This window comes from Paractinoplanes deccanensis (genome assembly GCF_016862115.1).
In the GTDB taxonomy this organism is placed as follows: domain Bacteria; phylum Actinomycetota; class Actinomycetes; order Mycobacteriales; family Micromonosporaceae; genus Actinoplanes; species Actinoplanes deccanensis.
In genome coordinates this window covers 1-22,836 of sequence record NZ_BOMI01000152.1, presented here as the reverse complement: position 1 = coordinate 22,836, position 22,836 = coordinate 1, and the positions used below count along the sequence as shown (strand labels likewise).

The 22,836-nt window shown below is 71.2% G+C and carries 19 protein-coding genes and 1 pseudogene; 15 read left to right on the top strand and 5 right to left on the bottom strand.

Translation table 11 applies throughout. The annotated features are described in order from the left end of the window. The 9 genes and pseudogenes from Ade02nite_RS37830 to Ade02nite_RS37790 all read left to right on the top strand — a co-directional run. Nucleotides 1–1,407, top strand: a pseudogene (locus Ade02nite_RS37830) (tetratricopeptide repeat protein); the annotation flags it as partial. 52 nt (nt 1,408–1,459) lie between these two features. Beyond that, nucleotides 1,460–2,065, top strand: coding sequence for a TetR/AcrR family transcriptional regulator (locus Ade02nite_RS37825; RefSeq protein WP_203774340.1), 606 nt, complete (start codon nt 1,460–1,462; stop codon nt 2,063–2,065). Between the two features lie 5 nt (nt 2,066–2,070). Continuing rightward, complete coding sequence (locus Ade02nite_RS37820; RefSeq protein WP_203774338.1) at nt 2,071–3,399, top strand: acetyl-CoA carboxylase biotin carboxylase subunit; 1,329 nt, start codon at nt 2,071–2,073, stop codon at nt 3,397–3,399. A 7-nt stretch (nt 3,400–3,406) separates the two neighbouring features. Further along, nucleotides 3,407–4,285, top strand: a complete 879-nt coding sequence (locus Ade02nite_RS37815; RefSeq protein WP_203774336.1) for a hydroxymethylglutaryl-CoA lyase — start codon at nt 3,407–3,409, stop codon at nt 4,283–4,285. A gap of 143 nt (nt 4,286–4,428) precedes the next feature. Then, nucleotides 4,429–5,490: a hypothetical protein gene (locus Ade02nite_RS37810; protein WP_203774334.1), complete on the top strand. Its 1,062-nt coding sequence runs from the start codon at nt 4,429–4,431 to the stop codon at nt 5,488–5,490. A gap of 281 nt (nt 5,491–5,771) precedes the next feature. Further along, nucleotides 5,772–7,127, top strand: coding sequence for a chaplin family protein (locus Ade02nite_RS37805; protein WP_203774332.1), 1,356 nt, complete (start codon nt 5,772–5,774; stop codon nt 7,125–7,127). Between the two features lie 230 nt (nt 7,128–7,357). Then, nucleotides 7,358–8,884: an acyl-CoA carboxylase subunit beta gene (locus Ade02nite_RS37800; protein WP_203774330.1), complete on the top strand. Its 1,527-nt coding sequence runs from the start codon at nt 7,358–7,360 to the stop codon at nt 8,882–8,884. Nucleotides 8,885–8,910: 26 nt separating this feature from the next. Continuing rightward, nucleotides 8,911–10,065 carry an acyl-CoA dehydrogenase family protein gene (locus Ade02nite_RS37795; protein WP_203774349.1) on the top strand — a complete coding sequence of 385 codons (1,155 nt, stop codon included), beginning with the start codon at nt 8,911–8,913 and terminating at the stop codon, nt 10,063–10,065. 82 nt (nt 10,066–10,147) lie between these two features. Continuing rightward, nucleotides 10,148–12,574 carry an ATP-binding protein gene (locus Ade02nite_RS37790; protein ID WP_203774328.1) on the top strand — a complete coding sequence of 809 codons (2,427 nt, stop codon included), beginning with the start codon at nt 10,148–10,150 and terminating at the stop codon, nt 12,572–12,574. A 268-nt stretch (nt 12,575–12,842) separates the two neighbouring features. On the opposite strand, the gene Ade02nite_RS37785 is transcribed toward Ade02nite_RS37790, so the two are convergent. Then, nucleotides 12,843–13,337, bottom strand: coding sequence for a MarR family winged helix-turn-helix transcriptional regulator (locus Ade02nite_RS37785; protein ID WP_203774326.1), 495 nt, complete (start codon nt 13,335–13,337; stop codon nt 12,843–12,845). 103 nt (nt 13,338–13,440) lie between these two features. Here Ade02nite_RS37785 and Ade02nite_RS37780 point away from each other — a divergent pair, with 103 nt between their 5' ends. After that, a complete protein-coding gene (locus Ade02nite_RS37780; protein ID WP_203774324.1) occupies nt 13,441–14,019 on the top strand; it encodes a YceI family protein in 579 nt (192 codons plus the stop codon). A gap of 166 nt (nt 14,020–14,185) precedes the next feature. Then, nucleotides 14,186–15,664 carry a glutamate-cysteine ligase family protein gene (locus tag Ade02nite_RS37775; RefSeq protein WP_203774322.1) on the top strand — a complete coding sequence of 493 codons (1,479 nt, stop codon included), beginning with the start codon at nt 14,186–14,188 and terminating at the stop codon, nt 15,662–15,664. A gap of 189 nt (nt 15,665–15,853) precedes the next feature. Here Ade02nite_RS37775 and Ade02nite_RS50455 read toward each other — a convergent pair whose 3' ends face one another. Further along, entirely contained in the window at nt 15,854–17,383 is a 1,530-nt protein-coding gene (locus tag Ade02nite_RS50455; protein WP_203774320.1) for a Hansenula MRAKII killer toxin-resistant protein 1, read from the bottom strand. Nucleotides 17,384–17,550: 167 nt separating this feature from the next. Between Ade02nite_RS50455 and Ade02nite_RS37765 the strand changes: the two genes are divergently transcribed. Then, nucleotides 17,551–18,495, top strand: coding sequence for a PASTA domain-containing protein (locus Ade02nite_RS37765; RefSeq protein ID WP_203774318.1), 945 nt, complete (start codon nt 17,551–17,553; stop codon nt 18,493–18,495). A 3-nt stretch (nt 18,496–18,498) separates the two neighbouring features. On the opposite strand, the gene Ade02nite_RS37760 is transcribed toward Ade02nite_RS37765, so the two are convergent. Next, nucleotides 18,499–18,798, bottom strand: a complete 300-nt coding sequence (locus Ade02nite_RS37760) for a hypothetical protein (protein ID WP_203774316.1) — start codon at nt 18,796–18,798, stop codon at nt 18,499–18,501. A gap of 387 nt (nt 18,799–19,185) precedes the next feature. On the opposite strand from Ade02nite_RS37760, the gene Ade02nite_RS37755 reads away from it, so the two are divergent. The 3 genes from Ade02nite_RS37755 (at nt 19,186) to Ade02nite_RS37745 (ending at nt 20,822) form a co-directional block, all read left to right on the top strand. Next, nucleotides 19,186–20,067: a helix-turn-helix domain-containing protein gene (locus Ade02nite_RS37755; RefSeq protein ID WP_203774314.1), complete on the top strand. Its 882-nt coding sequence runs from the start codon at nt 19,186–19,188 to the stop codon at nt 20,065–20,067. Next, on the top strand, nt 20,031–20,255 hold the full coding sequence (locus Ade02nite_RS37750; protein ID WP_097326882.1) for a DUF397 domain-containing protein: 225 nt from the start codon (nt 20,031–20,033) through the stop codon (nt 20,253–20,255). The genes Ade02nite_RS37755 and Ade02nite_RS37750 overlap by 37 nt, the downstream gene beginning before the upstream one ends. 114 nt (nt 20,256–20,369) lie before the next feature. Then, entirely contained in the window at nt 20,370–20,822 is a 453-nt protein-coding gene (locus tag Ade02nite_RS37745) for a hypothetical protein (protein ID WP_203774312.1), read from the top strand. A gap of 3 nt (nt 20,823–20,825) precedes the next feature. Here Ade02nite_RS37745 and Ade02nite_RS37740 read toward each other — a convergent pair whose 3' ends face one another. Both Ade02nite_RS37740 and Ade02nite_RS37735 read right to left on the bottom strand, forming a co-directional pair. After that, nucleotides 20,826–21,422, bottom strand: coding sequence for a hypothetical protein (locus Ade02nite_RS37740; protein WP_203774310.1), 597 nt, complete (start codon nt 21,420–21,422; stop codon nt 20,826–20,828). 117 nt (nt 21,423–21,539) lie between these two features. Continuing rightward, on the bottom strand, nt 21,540–22,349 hold the full coding sequence (locus Ade02nite_RS37735; protein ID WP_203774308.1) for a WecB/TagA/CpsF family glycosyltransferase: 810 nt from the start codon (nt 22,347–22,349) through the stop codon (nt 21,540–21,542). Nucleotides 22,350–22,836: the final 487 nt, after the last annotated feature.

Here is a 22,836-nt window from a genome sequence, read left to right as displayed (position 1 = left end):
GGAGTGGCCGACGAAGCCGGCTCGTTGCTCGAGGTGGCCGGGCGCCGGGCCGCTTTGCAGGGGGTCGTGACCGACTGGCGGCGCGATCCCGAAGGCGTCGAAAGGGCATGGCGCACGGCGCGAGACCTGCTCACGCGGGCCGGTGCCGCCGAGCGGGCGGCAGCGGCGGGCGGGCGCCTCGGCGTGCTGTGCTGCTTCACCGGCCGCCAGGAGGAGGGCATCGCCCTGGTCCGCGCCGAGGTCGCCCACGTGGCTCGGCACGGCGACGACCGGCAGCGGTCCAGCGCCTGGTCGCGCCTCGCCGTCGCGCAGTTCGCCGGGGACGACTTCGCCGGCGCGCGGGAGAGCCTCGACCGGGCGGACGAGTTCGCCGCCGCCGCGGACGCCCCGCGCCATCTCGCCGTGCATGCCGTCTGGCGGGCCCGCGTGGCCATGGCGACGGAAGACCCGGAGCAGGCGCTCGCGTCGGCCACCCGGGCGCGCGACTTCTTCCGCGCGCACGGCCCGGCGACCCGGACGGCCGAGGCCGCCCTCATGATCGCCGACCTGGCCGAGGAGCCCGAGCAGGTGGTCGAGGCCCTCGGCGAGGTGCTGGCCGCCTGCGAGCCGGAGGTGGCGCTGATGGCCCACGCCCATCGCGGGCGCGCGCTGCTCCACCTCGACCGTCCCGGCGAGGCCGTCGCCGATCTGGTCGAGGCCGCCGCCCTCTGCGCCGAGTTCGACGAGGAGCAGGCGGCCGCCTTCGTGCGGCACGACCTTGCCCGGGCCTACGGCGGGGCGGGCCGCCCGGTCGAGGCCGCCGAGGTGGCCGAGGAGGCGCTGCTGCGCTTCGAGCGCCTGGAGCTGGACGCCCCCGCCGACGACGTGCGCTTCCTGCTCGCCGGCCTCTATCGCGAGATCGGCGACAACCACGGCGCCCTCAGCCTCTACCGCACGCTGATCGAGCGGCTCGACGGCAACCCGGCCGGGCGTGGCCAGGTCGGTGAGCAGGCCGGCGCCCTGCTCTACGACCTCGACCGCGATGCCGAGGCGGCGCAGGCGTTCCAGGCCGCGGCCCGCGACCTGCACGAGGCGGGCGACGTGATCGGCGAGCTGCGGGTGCTGCGCCGGCGGGTGAGCGCCCTGCACTACGCCGACGACGCTCCGGCCGCGCTGGCCGCCGCCGACGAGGCCGAGAAGCTCTACGCCGGGCTGCCGGCCGAGGTCGCCGCCGAGCCGCAGGCCGTCTGGCAGCGTTCGATGATCGCGCGGGAGGCCGCCGGCCTGCTGTTGGCCCGCGACCGGCACGCCGAGGCGGTGGCCTATCTCGAGGGGCTGCCGGAGCGGTTGCGCGCGATCGGGGCCGACGACGATGCCGCGCGCGCCGAGGACATGTTGGGGCAAGCTAGAAGCGCTACCGACGAGTAGAATCCTTAACGCACGTTAAGTGTTCGGCTTGACAGAGGGTTAGAGTGACGTCGTGACAACGGTTGATCAGCAGCAGCGCCCGGGGCCGCCGGCCCCGAGGCGGAGGTCGCGCCGCGACGAGATCCTCGAGATCGCGGTGGGTCTTTTCGCGGCCCGTGGCTATCACGGCGTCTCGATGGACGACATCGGCTCCGCGGCGGGAGTCACCGGGCCGGCGCTCTATCACCACTTCGCGGGCAAAGAGGCGATGCTCGTGGCGGCGCTCATCCCGGTGAGCGAGGGCCTGCTCCACGGCGGCAAGGCGCGGGTCGCGATGCACCCGGGCGACGCCAGCGCGGCGCTCGCCGACCTGATCGACTTCCACGTCGAGTTCGCGCTGGCCAACCCGGCCGTCATCGCTCTGCACCTGCACGAGCTCGACCGCCTGCCCGAGGAGCCGCGGCGCCAGATCCGCCGGCTCCAGCGGCTCTACGTCGAGGAGTGGGTGGCCGTGCTGGCCCAGCTGCGTCCGGAGCTCGACGCGGCGGAGGCCCGGGTGCTCGCCCACTCGGCGTTCGGCCTGATGAACTCGACGCCGTTCCTCGGCGGCGAGGTCGACCGCCGGCGCCGGGCCGCGCTGCTGCGCGAGGCCACGATCCACGCGCTGACGGGGCACTGAGGCCGATGATCGAGTCGCTGCTCGTCGCGAACCGGGGCGAGATCGCCCGCCGTGTCGTCCGCACCGCGCGCCGGCTCGGCGTGCGCACGATCGTGGTGCACTCCGAGGCCGACGCCGGCCTGCCGTTCGTGGCCGAGGCCGACGAGGCGGTCTGCGTCGGCCCCGCCAACCCGGCGCAGAGCTACCGCAACGCCGACGCCATCCTGGCGGCCGCGAAGTCGACCGGCGCGCAGGCGATCCACCCCGGCTACGGCTTCCTCAGCGAAAACGCGGAGTTCGCCCGGGCGGTCGAGGCGAACGGCCTGATCTGGGTCGGCCCCGGCGCCGACGCGATCGCCGCGATGGGCGACAAGATCAACGCACGCAACCTGATGGCCGAGGCCGGGGTGCCGGTCGCGCCCGGCACCCACGACCCGGCGGACACTGTGGACGCCGCGATCGAGGCGGCCACCCGCATCGGCTACCCGGTGATGGTCAAGGCCGCCGCCGGCGGTGGTGGCATGGGCATGGCGGTCGCCGGCGACGAGGCTGCCCTCCGCACCGAGTTCACCAAGGTCCGCGGCTTCGCCGAGCGCATGTTCGGCGACGGCTCCGTGCTGATCGAGCGCTACTTTCCGCGGGTCCGCCACGTCGAGGTGCAGATCCTCGGCCTGGCCGACGGCCGGGTGGTCGCCCTGTCCGAGCGTGAGTGCTCCGTGCAGCGCCGCAACCAGAAGCTGCTCGAGGAGGCGCACAGTCCCGCCGTCTCGCCCGAGCTGCGCGAGCGCCTGCTGGCCACCGCGGTGCGGGCCGGCGAGGCGGTCGGCTACCGCAACGCCGGCACGGTCGAGTGTCTGCTCGACCCCACCACCGGCGAGTTCTTCTTCCTCGAGATGAACACGCGCCTCCAGGTCGAGCACCCGATCACCGAGCTGATCCACGGCATCGACCTCGTCGAGGAGCAACTGCGGATCGCATCCGGCGAGACGGTCGACCCCCCATTGAGGACGACCGGCCACGCGATCGAGCTGCGCGTCAACGCCGAGGATCCGAAGCGGTTCCTCCCCGGTCCCGGCAACGTCACGACGTGGGTCGAGCCGTCCGGCGAGGGCGTCCGGGTCGACTCCGGCTACGCCGAGGGCACGACCGTGACCCCGCACTACGACCCGCTGATGGCCAAGCTGATCGTCGTCGGCGCCGACCGTGCCGAGGCCGTCGAGCGCGCCCGGGCGGCCGTCGCCGGCTTCCGGATCGCCGGCCCCAAGAACAACCTGCCGTTCTTCGCCGAGCTGCTGGAGAACGACGAGTTCCTGTCCGGCGACTACGACACCGGCATCGTGTCCCGAATGAGGTGATCCGCCGATGACGTCCGTGAGCATCCGAGAGGTCGCGCCGCGGGACGGGCTGCAGAACGAGGAGCCCATCCCGACCGACGCCAAGGTCCGGTTGATCGACGCGCTGAGCGAGACGGGCGTCCGGCGGATCGAGGCCGTCTCGTTCGTCCACCCCAAGGCGATCCCGCAGATGGCCGACGCCGACGAGGTGTGGTCGCGGGTCACGAAAAACCCGGAGATCCGCTACTCGGCCCTGATCCCGAACTCGCGGGGCGCGCAGCGGGCCATCGCCGCCGGGTTCCGCGAGATCGAGGTCGTGGTGTCCGCCTCGGACACGCACAACCGGCGCAACCTCAACCGGTCGACCGACGAGTCGCTCGACGACATCGCGTCGCTCATCCCGCTGATCCACGAGTCCGGCGCGACGGTCGAGGTGATCGTGGCGACGAGCTTCGGCTGCCCGTTCGAGGGCGACATCGATCCCGGCCGGGTGGCGGGCATCGTGGCTCGGGTCCGCGCCGACGGCGCCGACCGCATCGCCTTCGGCGACACGACGGGCATGGCGACGCCGCGCCGGGTCCGTGACCTTCTGTCGGCCGTACGCCCCGATCTGCTCCATTTCCACAACACCAGGGGCACGGGACTCGCGAACATCCTCACCGCGCTCGAGCTCGGCGTGACCGAGTTCGACGCGAGCGTGGGCGGGATAGGCGGCTGCCCGTACGCTCCCGGCGCCTCGGGAAACGTGGCGACTGAGGAGGTCGTCCACATGCTCCACGACATGGGCATCGACACCGGGATCGACCTGGACCGCCTGATCGAGACGGCCGGTACGGCGGAGAAACTTCTCGGTCGTACCCTGCCGTCGGGTGTTCTACGCGCCGGGCCCCGCACCAGATTGGTGTGATTCCCACCGCAGTGCGCTGCGATCATTTTTCCCATTTGTCCGCGTGACCGCCGTCCCGCCGTTTCGTTACCAATACCGAGTGGCCGATATCGCCGGTTCCGGCGGATCCGCCATCGGTACGAGTCAACGACGAGGGGCGGACCATGACGGGACTGGGGGCCGTGCGGACACGCACGAAGCTGCCACTGCCGTTCGCGCCGCCCACCGGCGACTCCTCGCCCGTGCCGCCTCACATCCAGGGGGCGGAGTGGCGCACGGAGAGCCGCGCACGCCGGCGCACCGGATCCCGGTGGGGCCTGCGAGTCCTCGTCGTCGGCGGCCTGGCCGGTGCGGCCTGGCTGCTCAGCGGTGCCGCAGCGCAGGCCGCGGACCGGGTCGACGGGCCGGACGGCTCGTTGCTCGGCTCTGTCGTCGGCGGCGACGCCACCTCCCCGGTCACCGGTCTCCTCCAGGCGGCCGTCCAGCCGCTCGAGGCGGAACGACCGGACCACCACGAACGCCATGTCGTGACCGACATCCTCGACGTTCCCCGGCGGGTTCTCTCCCATCCGGCGGAGACGGCCGACGAGGTCACGCGGGACGCTTCCGGGACTCCCGTTGACGACGCCGTGGGTGACGTCGACCGGGTCCTTTCCCAGGTCACCGGCACAATCCGCCTCACCGGCGGCCCGGCGGCCCCGCAGCGGCTCACCGCGGTGACGGACATCGTCGCCCCGGCCGAGACCCGTGCCGAGACTCCAGCCGGCGATCGGCCGGAGCCCTCGGAGACCGTCCGGCAGCAGAATCAGCAGCAGCCGGACGACGAGCCGGTGGTTGCCGGCGCGGCGAGCCCTGTGCGGAACAAGAACACCGCGACCTTGCGTGCCCCGGTCAGGCACGGCAAGGTCATCTCCGCGGCGCCGGCCCACCGGCACCGCCACCACGCCCGCGCCGCTCAGGCGGCGAAGGGCGCGGCGCCGGAGCACGCGGCGGAGGTCAGCACGCCCGGCGGTGACGAACCGGCCGCTCCTCTGCGGCTGCACCTCGGGGACGTCAGCGGCACCCCGACCAGCAGTGGATCGGGAAAACCGACGGAAGGTGGCTCCGCGGCCTTCCTGCCGGCTGCGATCGCGAACAGCACGATGGCCTGCCATCCGGCTGCGATCGCGTCCGATGTCGAGGCCCGGCGGCACGACGCCGAGGCACCGACCGTCTCACCTGACTGAGTGATGGCGCCCGGCGGTCCGCCCGACCGCCGGCGACCGGCCGGCACCGGCTTCGGTGTCCGCGTTCCGGCGCGATTCCCGAACCGCTTGCGAACAAGCGGCGAATCGCCGACGCCTGAATCACACGCACCGCACCGAAGCGCCACATGGGCGCACGTCGACAGGCGGGGTCAGGGCAGAAACAAATCGAGCCAGGGCACCGCTGCGCCCGAAAACGCATCGCCACCAACTGAATACGTACCGATATTGCCCGGACATTTCTGAAAGGCATCTCTTTTCTCATGAAGACTTGGGTTCGTAAGACTCTGAGCGTCGGCGTCCTGGCCGCTGGCGCCCTGCTGTTCGCCCCGGCCGCCGCGCAGGCCGACTCGATCCAGTCGAACGGCGACAACAACGGGATTCTCAACGGCACCCAGCTCGCCGTTCCGGTCCGCGTCCCGGTGAACGTCGTCGGCACCTCGGTCGGCATCCTCGGTGTTGCCGACTCGCGCGGCGCCGGCTTCAACTCGATCGAGAGCGGCCGTCGGACCATCCAGTCCAACGGGGACAACAACGGCATCCTGAACGGGACCCAGGCGTACCTGCCGGTCAACGTTCCGGTGAACGTCGTCGGCACCGCCGCCGCGGTGGCCGGCAGCGCGGACGCCTCGGGCGTCGGCGTCAACAAGATCGAGGAGAGCGGCCGCACCACCGAGCACGGCTGGCGCGACCACGACGGTGACATCCAGAGCAACGGCGACAACAACGGCATCCTGAACGGGACGCAGCTGTACGCGCCGATCGACGTCCCGATCAACGTCTGCGGCACCTCGATCGCGATCCTCGGCGCGGCCGACAGCCGGGCGCTCTGCGTCAACAAGCTGGAGAGCGCCTCGGTCAAGGGCAAGTCCCGGGTCAAGGAGAGCGCCTGGCAGAGCAACGGCGACAACAACGGGATCGCCAACGGCACCCAGCTGTACGCGCCCATCAGCCTCCCGGTCAACCTGTCCGGCACCTCCGTCGCCGTCCTCGGTGCCTCGGACGCCCGCGCCGTCTCGGTGAACCGTCTGGAGAAGGGCGCCGGTCACCACGACGACTTCATCCAGAGCAACGGCGACAACAACGGCATCCTGAACGGCACCCAGATCGGCGTCCCGATCAACGTGCCGATCAACGTCTGCGGCACCTCGATCGGCATCCTCGGCGCTGCCCAGTCGGCGGCCGCCTGCGTCAACGACCTGAGCGACGACCGTGACCGCGGTGGCTTCTGGGGCGGCGGCGACTGGGACGGCGACTGGGACGGCGACCACGGCCACGGCCACGGCCCCGGCGGCCCGGGTCACGACCACGGCGACGACGATGACGACTTCGGCGGCGCGAACGGCGACGACGATGACGACTACAAGGGCGACGGCGGCGTGAAGGGTGACGGCGGCGTCCGCGGCGACGACGACATGGGCTACGGCCAGGGCGAGGAGCCGGCCGAGGAGCCCGTCGACGAGGAGCCGGCCGCCGGCTACACCAAGCCGGCCGCGACCGGTTCGCCGACCGGCGCCAACGGTGGCCGCAAGGCGCACACCGAGGGCTCCCCGGTGACCGACCTGGCCGGCACCGTCGGCGACGCGACCGGCCTGGGCCTGCTCAACACGCTTCGCTGATCCACCCGCAAAGACCGGGTCGCGCCGGTCCCGGGTGCGATCCGACGGCGCCCGGAGGCGTCGAGCAGTAAACCGGTGTCCCTCCACGGCATCGGAGCAGTGAGAACGAACGGGAGTCCCCGCAGCCGGCGGGGGCTCCCGTTCGTCGTTGCCGGGACCTTGGCGGATGGGCTACCCTAACGGTCGTTAAGCCCTAACGATCGTTCAGTCTGATCTTCCCAGGGGGTCCGGTGTCGACCGAGGACGAGCTCGCCCAGGCGCGCAAACGGGTGCTGGCCGGTGGCGCCGAGCGCTATCACGCGGCCAACGCGGCGAAGGGCAAGCTCTTCGCCCGCGAGCGGATCGCCCGGCTGGTCGACGAGGGCAGCTTCGTCGAGGACGGGCTCTTCGCCAACAGCCTCGCCGAGGGCCTGCCCGCCGACGGCGTGATCACCGGGACGGCTCGCCTCGACGGCCGCGAGGTCTGCCTGATGGCGAACGACTCCACGGTCAAGGCCGGCTCGTGGGGCGCCCGCACGGTCGAAAAGATCATCCGGATCATCGAGCGCGCCGTGGAGTACGGCGTACCCATGATCTATCTGGTCGACTCCGCCGGCGCGCGCATCACCGACCAGGTCGACCTCTTCCCGGGCCGCCGCGGCGCCGGCAAGATCTTCCACACCCAGGTCCGCGCGTCCGGCGCGATCCCGCAGGCGTGCGCGCTCTTCGGCCCGTCCGCCGCCGGCGGGGCGTACATCCCGGCCTTCTGCGACGTGGTGGCCATGGTCGAGGGCAACGCGAGCATGTATCTCGGCTCCGACCGCATGGTCGAGATGGTCACCGGTGAGAAGACGACGCTCGAGGCGATGGGCGGCGCCAAGGTCCACTGCACCGAGTCGGGCGTCGGTCACTTCCTCTGCAAGACCGAGCAGGACGCGCTCGACGTCGTCCGCGCGTACCTCTCCTACCTGCCCTCCAATTGGGAGGGTCGCCCGCCCGTGGCGCAGCCGCGAGAGACCTCCGGCGCCGATCTGGCCGCCATGGTTCCGGCGAGCGAGCGCCAGGCCTTCGACATGCGGCGGTACGTGAAGGCGCTGGTCGACGAGGGCTCGTTCCTCGAGATCCAGGCCCTGTGGGCCAAGGAGCTCACGGTCGGGTTCGCCCGGCTCGACGGTGAGGTCATCGGGGTCGTCGGCAACAACTCGATGTTCAAGGGCGGCGTGCTCTTCCCCGACTCGGCCGACAAGGCGAGCCGCTTCGTCCAGCTCTGCGACGCCTTCAACGTCCCGCTGCTCTTCCTCTGCGACGTGCCGGGCTTCATGGTCGGCTCGGCCGTCGAGAAGCAGGGCATCATCCGGCACGGCGCCAAGATGATCACCGCGATCTCCGAGGCCACGGTTCCGAAGATCTGCGTCGTGGTCCGCAAGGCGTACGGTGCCGGCCTCTACGCCATGGCCGGTCCCGGTTTCGATCCGGACGCCACGATCGCCCTGCCCACCGCCAAGATCGCGGTGATGGGCGCCGAGGCCGCCGTCAACGCCGTCTACGCCAACAAGATCGCCGCCCTGCCGACCGACGAGGAGCGCGCCGCCTTCGTGGCCGAGCGCCGAGCCGAGTACGAGCAGGACATCGACATCATGCGGCTGGCCAGCGAGCTGGTCGTGGACACCGTCGTCGAGCCGGGTGACCTGCGCGACGAGCTCGTCCGCCGCTACCGCGCCGCCGCCCGCAAGGACCGCGGCTTCGCCCGGCGCCGCCACGGCGTCACACCCGTCTGATCCGACATTCGAAGGAGCGCCCGATGGTGGACTTCCGGCTCGGCGAGGAGCAGGAGGCGCTGCGCGCCAGCGTCCGGGACTTCGCCGTGGAACAGGTCGCGCCGGTCATCGCCGAACACTACGAGCACAAGACATTCCCGTACGACCTGGTCCGTCAGATGGGCAAGATGGGGCTCTTCGGCCTGCCGTTCCCCGAGGAGTTCGGCGGCATGGGCGGCGACTACTTCGCCCTCTGCATCGCGCTCGAGGAGCTGGCCAGAGTGGACAGCTCGGTAGCCGTCACGCTGGAGGCCGCCGTCTCGCTGGGCGCCATGCCGATCTACCGCTTCGGCACCCCCGAGCAGAAGGAGCAGTGGCTGCCCCGGCTGGCCACCGGCGAGGCGCTGGCCGCCTTCGGCCTCACCGAGCCCGGCACGGGCTCCGACGCGGCCGGCACGACGACGCGGGCGGTGTTCGACGAGTCGACCGGCGAGTGGGTCATCAACGGGACCAAGGCGTTCATCACCAACTCGGGCACGGACATCACCTGCCTGGTCACGGTCATGGCCGTCACCGGCGTCAACCCGGACGGCTCCAAGGAGCTCTCCACGATCATCGTGCCGTCGGGCACGCCGGGCTTCACGGTGGCGCCCGGCTACTCCAAGGTCGGCTGGTGCGCCTCCGACACCCACGAGCTCTTCTTCGACGACGTCCGCGTCCCGGCCGGCAACCTGCTCGGCACCCGCGGCCGCGGCTTCGCCCAGTTCCTGCGCATCCTCGACGAGGGCCGCATCGCGATCGCCGCGCTCGCGGTCGGGCTGGCGCAGGGCTGCGTCGACGAGTCGGTCAAATACGCGAGTCAGCGCAGCGCCTTCGGCAAGACGATCGGCAACTACCAGGCCGTCCAGTTCATGATCGCCGACATGGAGCTGCGGGCGCACACCGCCCGGCTCGGCTACTACGACGCGGCCGCCCGCATGCTGGCCGGCGACGACTTCAAGCGGTACGCGGCGATCGCCAAGCTGAACGCCAGCAACGCCGCGATGGAGAACAGCCGGTACGCCTCCCAGGTGCACGGCGGCTACGGCTTCATGAACGAGTCGGCCGTCGGGCGCTTCTACCGGGACGCGAAGATCCTGGAGATCGGCGAGGGCACGTCCGAGGTTCAGCGCATGCTGATCGCCCGCGGACTGGGCCTGTAGGAGCACCCAGAGATACGTCCGCTTTCCGACAGGAGCGGATCTCTGCTCGCGGGAGCCGGAAACCCTGCATAAGTTCACTTTCATGGGGGCTTATGACGGGGACGGCCGGGGCGGTTCCGGTTTCGACGTCGTGCTGCGCCGGCACCGGCTGCGGGCCCGCCTGACTCAGGAGGAGCTGGCCGCGCGCGCCGCGATCGGCGTGCGCACCGTGCGAGACCTCGAACGCGGCCGGGCGTCACGGCCCCAGCGCACCACGGCCGAGCTGCTGGCCGCCGCGCTGGGCCTGTCCGGCGCCGAGCGTGACGCCTTCCTCGCCGCGGCGCGTGGTCAGTCCAGTGAGGAGCCGCCACCGCCCACCGGGTTCCTCCGCGTGGCACAGACCGTCGAGCTGATCGGCCGCGACGAGGAGAGCGCCGAGCTCAGCAGCCTGCTGACCGACCCCGACGGGCCGCGCGGCCTGACCCTGGTCGGCATCGCCGGCGTCGGCAAGACCAGCCTGGCCTTCGTGGTCGCGCGCCGGGTCGCCGGCGCCTATCCCGGCGGTGTGGCCGGCGTGGTGATCACCGACGGCAGCACGGTGGGCGAGATGCTGGGCAGCATCGCCGCCGAGTTCGGCGTCGGCCGCCCCGACGACCTGCGCGACAAGCTCGCCGGCCAGGCCGCGCTGCTCTTCATCGACGCCGTCGAGCGCTCGCCCGAGGCCGCCGCCGAGACCCTGGCCCGGCTGCTCGACCGGCTGCCCGAGCTGCGCTTCATCGCCACCGGCCGCCATCCCGTCGGGTTGCGCGCCGAGCGGGTGCGGCCCGTCGCCCCGCTGACGGCACCACCGCCCGAGACCGCGAACACGCTGGCGGACGTCACGGCGTACCCAGCGGTGGGTCTCTTTCTCGCCCGCCTCGGCCGCGAGCTGGAGTCCGACGAGGTCGCGCCGCTGGCCGCCCTGGTGCGCCGGCTCGGCGGCCTGCCCCTGGCGATCGAGCTCGCCGCCGCCCGGGGGCGCGTGCTGACCGTGCCCGAGATCCTCGACCGGTACGGCCACCGCGTGCTCGACCTCGACCGTCCCGGCTCCGGGCTGCCCGCGCGCGAGACCGTCGTGTCGCTGCGCGAAGCGGTCGCGGCCAGCTACCGGCTGCTCAACCCGGACGAGCAGCGGGCGCTGCGCCGGCTCGCCATGTTCCGCTACCGCTGGTCGATCGAGATCGCCGAGCAGCTGATCGCCGACGGTCGCACGGACGTCGTGCACCTGCTCGATCGGCTCCTCGAGTTGGGGCTACTCAGCGTGCGCGGCCGCCGCGCGTACCGGTTCCGGCTGCTCGACGTGGTGCGCGACTACGCGGCCGAGCGCGCCGCCGCCGAGGGCGAGCTGACCGAGAACCGGCGGCGGCACGCGCTGGTCCTGGCCGACCTGGCGCAGCGCATCGCCCCCGATCTGAGCGGGGCCGGTCTGGCCGAGGCCGCGGACCACCTCGACAGCGTGGCCGGCGACCTGGGCACGGCGCTGACCTTCGCGGCCGGCGAGGACCCGCACACCGCGCTGCGCATCGCGGCGGCCCTGCCCCGGTGGTGGCGGTTCCGCGGGCGCGACGTCACCGGACGGCAATGGCTGCGCCGGCTCGTCGACGACCCGCGGACGGCGGACGCCGAGCCGGCGGTCCGCGCCTGGGCCCGCATCGGTCTGGCGCAGCTCGCGCTGGAGCACGGGGCGGGCGCCGAGGAGATCGGCTCGGCCGCCGCGGCGCTGGCCGAGTTCGAACGGCTCGGCTCGGCGGCCGGCCAGCTCACGGCCCACACCCAGCTGGCGTCCCTGTGGATGACCACGGGCGCGTACAGCGAGGCCCGGCGGCACGGCGAGGCGGCGCTGGCCCTGGCGCAGCAGGGCGGGCGCACGAGAGACATGGCCATCGCCGAGAACAACCTGACGTGGCACGAGGTCCGCGAGGGTGACCTCCAGGCGGCCCGTCGCCGTCTCGCCGCTGTCGACGAGCTCGCCGGCGCCTGCGGTGAGCTGCGGTTGCGCGCGGTGGCGCTGGCCAACCTGGCGGAGGTGGCGCGCGTGGACGGGCGGCCCGACGAGGCCGAGCGGCTGGGACGCGTCGCGATGACCGAGCTGGTCGAGGTCGGCGACCCGAACCACCGGCGGCGGCTGCTCGCCACGATCGGGCTGGCGCTGGCCGAGTCGGGACGGCTCGACGAGGCGGAGGCGGTGCGCAACCAGCTGCGCCCCGAGGGCGACCAGCCGGCCGACGGGCCGGCCGCGGTGGTGGAGGCGGCGATCGCGCTCCACCGGGGTGAGAACAAGCGAGCGGCGGAGTGCTTCGCCGCGGCCGCCGACGCGTACGAGGGTGGTCACGACCCGCGCGACACGGTGGAGGCGCTGGTCGGGTTGATCGTCAGCACGCCGAACGCGGAGGAGCGGGAGACCGCCGTGCGCCGGCTGCGAGACCTGTGCCGCACCGGCGGGATCACCCTGTTGCCGCGCGACCGTTCCAGGCTGGGCGACCACTTCTGAGGCGGCCCACCGCGGGGGGATGGGGCGCGGACGGCCGGCGATCGTGCCCCCCACGCGCCGGCCGTCGCAACGCCCCACCATCTACGCGGCGAGAACGAAGCTCCCCCGTCAGCCCCGCCGTCGCCTCGGTCGCGCCGCATCCCCCTGCGCGATCACAGTAGCCGCGGGGCGCAGCAAAACCCGGCAGATTTGTCCCTTTTGGTCACCGCGTCGCCCGATCCTGCCGGTAGTTCTGCCGGTTGTTGCGCGGCCACGCAACCGGCCGTGATCAAGCGGCTGCGGCGGGTTCCGCACTGTCTGTGCTGCCGGCCGTGGCGCACGGGTTGACCGCGTCCCGGATCTTGCGCAGCGAGGCCATCAGCCCGTCGAGCTCCTGCGGGCCGAGCTGGCCGATGAACCACTGCTGGAGCAGCTCGATGTGCCCGGGCAGCACCTCGTCGAGCCGCTGCCGGCCGGCCTCCGTGATCACCGCGTACGAGCTGCGGCGGTCGGTGGCACAGGCCTCGCGACGGACCAGGCCGTCGCGGTCCATGCGGTCGACGACGCGGGTGACGCCGCTGGTGGACAGGGAGGTCTGACCGGCGAGGTCGGTCATGCGGAGCCGGTGGCCAGGGGAGCGCGCGAGCCTCATCAGCACCTCGAACTCGACGGCCGAGAGGCGGTGTTCCTCGAACTGGGCGGCGAAACGATTGGTCAGCCCCGTGAACGCCTCGGTGAACAGCCCGATGGCGGTGAAGCGGGGGTCATCCAGGTTCGTACTCACGTGACCATCGTACACGGCACTTGACACGTGGAATATTGCTTGGCATATAGTTGCTGTGTCAGACAAACACCGACCGTCCCGTGCTTCGAGAGAAGGAATTGTCATGACCGAGTCCGTCGCCACCACTCGCGCCTTCGAGGGTCTGCAGATCCCGGCCGCCGGCACCTACGACCTGGACGCCGCGCACAAGCGCGTCGGGTTCGTGGCGCGACACCTCATGGTCAGCAAGGTTCGCGGCCAGTTCGCCGAGGCCAGCGCCGTCATCACGATCGCCGAGGACCCGCTGCAGTCCTCCGTGACCGCGTCGATCAACGCCGCGAGCATCGAGACCGGCCAGGTCGACCGCGACAACCACCTGCGCAGCGGCGACTTCTTCGAGTCCGAGAAGTACCCGACCCTCGAGTTCCGCAGCACCGGCATCAAGAGCCACTCCGGCGCCGAGTTCGTCCTCGACGGCGAGCTCACCATCAAGGGTGTGACCAAGCCGGTCGAGCTGGTCGTCGAGTTCGAGGGCGCGGGCACCAGCCCGTACGGCCAGTCGGTCTTCGGTTTCAGCGCGCACACCGAGATCGACCGCGAGGACTGGGGCCTCACCTGGAACATGGCCCTCGAGAGTGGTGGCGTCATGGTCAGCAAGAAGATCAAGATCGAGATCGAGGGCGAGGCCGTACGCCGCGCCTGATCCTCTCGAAAGTCCACAGCCGAGCCGCCGTCCGCATGCCAGGACGGCGGCTCGTCGTTTACTGGTGTTACCGCCCGCCGAGGTGGCAAGGTGGACCGAACGCACAGGTTCGCTCACAGAGTGGTGATCGACGTCCGTTTCGTCCCTGGCCGCGCCGGGAGGGTAAGTGGGCAAGGATCTCGCCACCGCCGTATTCGCACCCGAGGACCGCGTCCGGTACAGGCGCAAGGTGCGGCACTGCCTCGACGCGTTCGCCCAGATGCTCGGCGAGGGCGCCTTCGAAGCGCGGGACGGCATGACCGGCCTCGAGATCGAGATCAACCTGATCGGCCCGGACGCGGAGCCGGCCATGCGCAACGCCGAAGTGCTCGCCCACCTGGCCGACCCGGCCTTCCAGACCGAGCTGGGCCAGTTCAACCTCGAGCTCAACGCGCCGCCGCGCTCCATCACCGGCCACGGCCTCGCCGACTACGAGCGCGAACTGTGCGAAAGCCTCCACCGCGCCGCCGACCGGGCCGCCAAGGCCGACTGCTGCCTGGTCACCATCGGCATCCTGCCGACCCTCACCCCCGGCCACCTGGTGCTCGGCAACCTCTCCGCCAACCAGCGATACCGCCTGCTGAACGACGAGATGGCCGGCGCGCGCGGCGAGGAGTTCCGCCTCGACATCAACGGCCACGAGCGCCTCCAGAGCGCCAGCGCCTCGATCATGACCGAGGCCGCGTGCACCAGCGCCCAATTCCACCTCCAGGTGCCGCCCGACCGCTTCCATCGCTACTGGAACGCCGCCCAGGCCATCGCCGGCCCGCAGGTCGCCATCGGCGCCAACTCGCCCTACCTGCACGGACGGCGGCTATGGGCGGAGACCAGGATCGCGCTCTTCCAACAGGCCACCGACACCCGCCCCGACGAGCTCAAAGCCCAGGGCGTACGCCCACGCGTCTGGTTCGGCGAACGCTGGATCACCTCGGTTTTCGACCTCTTCGAGGAGAACGTCACCTTCTTCCCGCCGCTGCTGCCCATCCTCGAGGACGAAGACCCGTTCGAGGTCCTGACCGCCGGCGGCGTGCCACGCCTGGCCGAGCTGCGCCTGCACAACGGCACCATCTACCGCTGGAACCGCCCCGTCTACGACGTGATGGACGGCCGCCCGCACCTGCGGGTGGAGAACCGCGTCCTGCCGTCCGGCCCCACCGTGATCGACCTGCTGGCGAACGCGGCCTTCTACTTCGGCGCGGTCCGCCAACTGGCCGAGGAGGAACGCCCGATCTGGTCCCGCCTGCCGTTCCCCACGGCCCGCGACAACTTCCACGCCGGCGCCCGCGACGGCATCGAGGCCACCATGACCTGGCCCGGCCACGGCGAGATCGCCGCCACCGACCTGGTCCGCTCGGTGCTGCTCCCCAAGGCCCGGGCCGGCCTGGACCGCTACGGCGTCGACCCGTCCCTGCGAGACCGGCTCCTCACCGTCATCGACGACCGCTGCCGCCTCGCCCGCAACGGCGCCACATGGCAAACCACGTTCGTACGGCAGGCCGAACAGCAGCGAGGACTCGACCGCCCGACGGCGCTGCGCGAGATGCTGCTGCGATACCTCACGCTGCAGCAGACCAACGAGCCGGTACACACGTGGCCCTGCATGTAGCGCGACGCCGGGGCAGGCGGCGGCGCAGCAGCGTGCAGGCCGTGGCGAGCAGGCCGCGTCCGGTTTCCCGGCTGTTTCCGACGGTGTGGCAACGACTCCCTGAAACCGCCGGAGGACGCCCTTGGGAGGTAGGCGCCCTCAGTGGACGCTGCGGCTGGGCGTTCCGGGCAGATATCAGCGTGATCGGGCTTAAGACGTTTCTGCCGGTGGCTTCGGGTTGATCTGCGCGACGCTGGGCGCCGGTGGGGGCGGCGTGACCGTCGACTTGGGGGCGGCCTTCTTCGGGCGTGGGGTCGGACGCGATGGGCGGGCCGCGGCGGCGATCTCCGGATCGGTCACGACGGGCTTGACTTCCGCGGTGTCTTCGTCGGCGTTGCTCTTGGCGGGGGTGGGCTTCGCGGCGGTCGGCTTCGCGGCGGTCGGCTTGGCGGCGGTCGGCTTGGCCGGCGGGATGTCGGCGGGCACGGCTGCGACCTTGGGCCGCTCGGCGGCAGGGTGCTGTGTGGCGGGCCGTTCGGGGGTGGAGGGCTCGGCACTGGGTCGTTCGGTGGTGCGGCGTCCGGGAGATTTGGGTGATTGGTCCGTTGTGGGAGTGCTCGGCTGGGCCGGGACCTTGGAGCGGCCGAAGAGGCCGGGCCTGGCCTTGGGCGGCTGGCTCGCCGGCGCCGCGGGAACGGCCGCGGACACACCTGCGGGCCTGGTGGGCGCGCTTGCCGGGACGTTGGACTGGGTCTCGCGCTCGGCAACGCCGGACCGGGCCTCGCGCGCCGGGACGTTGGATCGGGCCTCGCGTGCGGGAACGGGGGACTGGGACTCGCGGCGGGCGCGGCGGTCCTGGGCTGAGCGCGCGGCCGCGACCACGAGGGCGGAGCCGGCCAGGCCGGTGAGGACGGCGTAGGGGGCTATCAGGTAGGCCGACTCGATGGGGCCGAGGGCGCCGGTCAGGCGTGGTGCCAGGGCCAGGAAGGCGAAGGCGACCAAAAGAGGGCCGGCGGCTCCCGACGTTGCGGCGGCGGCGCCCAGGTCGCCGCGGCGGGTGGCGGGGGCCGCGGCCAGGGCGCCTATGAGGAAGGCTGCCGTCAAGGTCATGAGGGCGCTCGGCCAATAGATGGTGCCGTAGCGGCCGGTGGAGGCCACCTCGGCGAACTGCCAGCTTGTCAGGTATGTGGCCGAGGTGCGGGTGGTGGCGAGGTCGACGATGACGGCGGCGATCGCGAGGGCCCAGAGCCAGACGGTTGTGGCGATCAGGTTGACGGCCACGGGCGTCGACGAGGTGGCCCAGAAGGCGACGATCAAGCCCAGGAACAGGCCGATCGCGGCGTAGCCGGCGGCGATCACCTCGGGGTGGGCGGTGTCGGGGCGTACGGCCGATCGGGCCGGCAGTGCGACCAGCGCAACCGCCACGAGCGCGCCCAGGGCCGCGCAGGCGGAGAGGGCGAAGCGCCAAGCGGCGGTGGTGCGCGGGCCGGGGCCGCCGCGGACCCGGCTGCCGATCAGCGCGCCGAAGACCGTGGCGCTCGCGGCCGTCCACGTGGCCCAGCCGAGGCTGCCCAGCCAGACGCTGTCGTCCGCGGTGACGGTGGCCGGCCAGACCACCACGCCCAGGCCGTAGCCCAGGCCCAGCTGGGCGGCGCCCGCACCCGCGGCCGCTCCGGCGGCGGTGGCCACCCGCACGATCCAGCCTCTGTCGGCTCCCTCGCCGGCCCGTTTGTCGGCCATGCCGGGCACTGTAGCGGTAAGCGCCGATGCCTGCTAATCCGTCGGTAACCGCACGGATGGCCGTTTCACCCCGGCCCACCTGGTGTGTTTGTCCCGCGGAGGCCAGACACGTCCCCCAAGATTCGATACGTTGACCCCTGCGGGTGACCTCACCGGAGGAGTGGCTGATGTCCGACGAGAGCGACGAGAAGCGACGTCCCTCGCCGGGCAAGTCCGGCCCGCGACCAGGCCCGCGATCAAGCCCGGACGAGGGCGCGACAAAGAAGCCGGACGAAGCCGCAACCCAGCCCGATTTGCCCGCTGTCGCAGATGACGCCACCCAGATCGCGCCGGTGAAAGCTGCTGCCGCAGTCCCGCCCCCCTCGGACGAGGACACGCTGCCGGACGCACCCCGGGGCGACGACACGCTGGACGACGCCCGGACCGTGCCCGCCTACCGTGACAACCCGACCGCCGTCATGCCGTCGGACGACGACTGGGCGCCCAGCCGGGCGAATCCGGCCTGGTCGGGGCGGGCCGAGGTGCGCGCGCCGCAGCCGGGCCGCGGCTATCCGGAGGTGGACTGGGCGGCCGCCGCCGAGCCGGCGGAACGCGACCGCTGGTGGATGCCGATCGTGGTGGGCATCGTCGCGCTGGCGCTGCTCGGCGTGCTGGCGTGGGCGATTTATCTGATCGTGCAGAACTCGGGCGACGACGAGGCGCCCGCGCCCGCGGTGACGACGTCCTCGGCGGCCGTGCCGACGCGTTCGGCGACCACGACCACGCAGACCACGCCGCCGAGCAGCGCGCCGACCACGACCGCCACGACGACGGCCCCGCCGTCGCCGAGCACGACCGATCCCACGGACACCGAGGTCACGGTGCCCGCGCTGCGGGGGCTGTCGTTGCAGTCGGCGCAGGCTTCGCTGAACGCGACGGGGCTGAACTATCGCATCCTCTACCGTCCGGTGGACGCGCCGCCGGGAACGGTTGTCGACAGTGACCCGGCGGAGGGGCAGGTGGTACCACCGGACACTGTCGTCACGCTCGTGGTCGCCGCGGAGGGGGCGACGACCGTGCCGACGGCTGCCACCACCGGCGCCGGGGACGGCGCCGGCACGAACGGTCAGTGACAGTCAGCGGTTGGCGCGTGCCGCACGAGCCTGGATCGGGCCGGTGCCGAGGCCCGGCTGCCGGCCGTTGCGCGCCCGGGGGTCGGGCGCCTTGCCGACGGCGCGCAGGCCGCTGACCTGGACGAAGATGGAGCGTCGCTCGACCGCGTCCCCCGATGCGTTGAGCTCGTACCCGTCCAGCCAGATCCAGCCCTCGTAGGTCGGCCAGTCGTGGACCCGGATGACACGGAAGAGCATCGGCGCCGCGAACTGGACGCTGGCTGCCTTTGTCACGTGTATGACATCACCGGACCGAGGTAACACGTCAACTCCTGCCCTGTAAGTCGTCGCGGGGTAAACCTTGACACGGAAGCAACAAGTGTGCACGGCAGAAACACCATTGCAAGCTCCCGATGATGCCAAATCATCAAAAGCGTTGCGGAGCGTCACCGTCGCCGATCCCGCCAGGTCTCCGAAGTGGATCAGTCCAATTCGGACGAGACGGGAACCGGCACCCCGTAAACGGCGCCGCATCGGTATGTTGAGCCGGGCTCGCTCGCATCCGCCAACTTGACAGAGTGATGCGAGCCATACCGAAAAGATTGCACCACGAGTGCGGTCGATGCAAGTTGCATGTCAGCCATCCGTGATTGTTGGTCTTGGCGGCAGTCAACTTGAATCATTAAATGATCGACAGGGAGACTGGTGCTTGTGAATCAGCATCGGAGTCCCACCATTCGCCGCCGCCGGCTCGGGGTCGAGCTGCGCCGGCATCGAGAGGCGGCCCGGATCACGATCGACATGGTGGCCGACCGGCTCGGGTGCTCCACGTCCAAAGTATCCCGAATCGAGACGGGTCACACGAGTGCCACGCCCGCCGACGTTCAGGCCATGCTGGACATTTATGACGTAAGCGATGCTGTGAAGCAAGAGCTTGTCCAAATTGCCCGAGAAGCGCGCCAAAAAGGGTGGTGGCATCCCTTTTCAACGGTTTTGAGCGGCGCCTATGTCGGGCTGGAGGCCGCCGCTAGGTCCGTCCGGACGTACGAACAGCAGGTCATCCCCGGTCTTCTCCAGAGCGAAGAGTATGCAATTGCGATGATTCGGGCCGCCCGACCGGGGGACAACGACCAGGAAACCGAGCAGCGGGTACGCGTCCGGATGGAGCGGCAGTCGTTATTGATTCAGGACGATCCGATCGATCTTTGGGTGGTGCTCGATGAGGCGGTGGTGAGCCGGCCGGTCGGCGGCGACGCGGTGATGCGCGATCAATTGGCGAAATTGATCAACGCCGCGCGGTTGCCGAACGTCACGTTGCAGATCTTGCCCTTCGCGGTCGGTGCGCATGCGGGCATGGACAGCACGTTCGCCATTCTCGAGTTCGAAGAGGAGGGGGACGCGGACGTGGTCTACATCGACAACGCGACCGGCGGACTGTTTCTGGAGAAGGCCGAGGAGCTCGGCAAGTACATCTCCATCTTCGAGACCATCCAGGCGACGGCCCTCCCCCCGGAGGAGTCCATCGAGATGATTGAAATGCTGGCAGAGGAGCCATTGTGGAAGTCGAATCGAAGGGTTTCCGGCTCGATCTGAGCCGCGCACAGTGGTTCAAGAGCACGCGCAGCGGCCCGAACTCCGACAACTGCGTCGAAGTGGCATTCGTGGATGAGGCCATCGCCGTGCGCGACTCCAAGAACCCCGACGGACCGGCGCTGATCTTCACGGCTGCCGAGTGGGACGCGTTCGTGGGTGGCGCCAAGGACGGCGAGTTCGACCTCTGACCTCGCGGTCCCGCACGAGGCGGCCGGCCCTCCCGCCGAGCGGGAGGGCCGGCCGTAGTCATTTGCGCGCTCGGGTCGTTGAACCGCCAAAAGCGAGCGAGGCAAGGCAGAGAGATGACGATTGGTTCGGAAAACCTCAGCAACGGCACCTCCTCCACCGCGCAGGACAGGTTCAGCGGCGGAGTCAGCGCCTACCGGCAGAACCGGCGCGACGCGCTGGCCTCGGAAACCAGCGAAGGTGAGCTCGTGTCGCGAAGCAGCAACTCGTCGGGGCTGCCCACCCGGTCGCCCGGGCGGTCACACAGCATCGAGCCGACCAGCCCGCTGGACCGCGCGGCCAAGCTCCCATCGCTCGACCTGCAGGGCCTGACCGAGCCGGTCTTCCCGTCCAGCGGCTGGCCCGACTCGGGCTCCCAGTCGATGGCCGACCACCCGCTGCTGCGCGGCCTCCTGCTGGAGCTGCCGGCCCGCGGAAGCCTGCCGGCCTCCGACTGGCTGGACCGGTGGTTCGAGGCGGCGCGCTCGATCCTCGAGCTGCTCTATGTGCAGGAAGCCAAGAAGAGCTGACCCTCAGCGGATGTTCGCCGGCACCCGCGGCCGGCTGCGCCCCAGCGGGGCGAGCGCGAGCAGGCTGAGGCGGCTGTGCCGCAGGGCCGCCCGGACACCGATAGCCAGCACGGCCACGCCCACCACGGTGATCGCGATGCCGGCGAGGTCGGCGCCCGGCACCTCCACGACGCGGGCGGCGATCGGCAGGCCCAGCAGGGTGGCGAGCGCGGTCACCTGCAACGGGACCAGCATCAGCGGATGTGCCGCGGCGGCACGCAGGCCGGGCGGGACGGGAGTGTGCGGCGCCGAGACGAACGCGCCCGCACCGCGACGCACCCGGCCCAGCAGGTGCAGGCTCGCGGTGAGCACGATCAGCGCCGGGATCGCGGAGGCCAGGGCGGCGGACGGAGCCGCGGAATCGCCCGGCACCAAGCCGGTGACCACCGGAACGGCGACGAACACCGAAGCGCCGGCCACGACGAGCACGGTGAGAGAGCCGGCCCGGCGGCGGAGCTCGCGCGCCGAGCGGGCGGCCGGCAGGCGATCAGCCAGCAGCCCGGCGGCGAGCCAGACCGCGGCCAGCGCGCCGGCGAGAATGAGGTCCGCAACGGTGTTCACATCGACCAGCCTTCACCCGGCGCGCGCTCGGCGAAACCGGGTTATCACCGGACCGACACCCGTAAGGGAGTGTTCTCCGACACTCGGGGTGCCCCTGAGTGCCCACAGTGGAACGGCTCAGACCGCGAAGGTGGTCACCGGCTCGGTCGCGGGAGCCGGCGGCGTGGCCTTCCACAGACCGCTGCGCTGAGCGGCAAGCCGCGCCAGGTAAGCGGGGTTGAGCAGCACATACCGCTTCCACAACCGCTTCGGCTCGAGGCCCAGGCGCCACAGCCACTCGAGGGCGTACTTCTGCATCCACGCGGGCGGGTTCTTCAACAGGCCGGCGTGGTAGTCGAACGCGGCGCCCACCGCGAGCAGCGGCATGTCAAGAAGCGGACGCATCGCGTAGGTGAAGACCTCCTGACGCGGGCAACCCAGGCCCACCAGGACGATCCGGGCACCCGACGCCTTGATCCGCTCGGCGATCTCCTCGGCCTCACCCGGCTGGTTCGAGCGGAACTTCGACGGTTCCACACCGGCGATCTTGAGCGCGGGAAACATGTTCTCCAGCGCGGGAACGAGCCGATCCAGGGTGGGCTGCGTCGACCCGTACAGATAAATGGGAAGGCCCTCGGCGGCAGCCTGCTCGACGACCTTGAGCGTGAGCGTGGGGCCGTAGACGCGGTCGGTCAGGTTTGCGCCGTGCAGCAGGTTGAGCGCCCAGCGGACGGGCTGGCCGTCGGGGGTGACCAGGTCGAAGGAGTTGAGGCGCGCGTTGTGGGCCTTGTCCTCCACGCCGGTCATGACGCCGTGCACGGCCAGGGCGGTGACGGCGTAGGGGCGGCGGTCGCGGGCGGCGGCCATGATGCGGGAGGTGGCGTCCGCGTAGTCGGTGATGTCCACCAGGACGCCTAGCACGCTTCGCTTGGGGTGATCGGTGGTCACTTAATACGCTCCGGGCTTGGGCCATGGTGGGGGATTTCGCCGCCGAGCATAGCGGGTGGGTGCGCTTGTTCCTGGGGCTCTGCCCCAGACCCCGGCCATCGCTGCTGGGACCCGGGTGAGGCTTTCTGGCGGCTGGGTGGGTGGTGGGGGTTTGGGGGGTCCCGTCGCGGCGGCCGCCGAGGGGATCACAAAGGGGTGGGGTGCGCAACCACACCCCGGTTGCACACCCCACCCCTTTGCGATCTGGTCCCAACTGCCGTCGCAACGGGACCCCCCAAACCCAAAGATCAGAGGATCACCCGGTAGTGAGGCCGAATCGTGACCAACGGTCCCGCCTGCCCATTCGAAGGACACTCCGTAGTTGCGCCGCGCCCAAGATTTTTCCCCGCCATCTTCACCCGCCCGAGGACCGCCGCTCACGCGGCCACCCGCCGCAAGCTCACCCAGCGCACCCACCGCACCCAGCGCGCCACCGCACTAAGCGCGG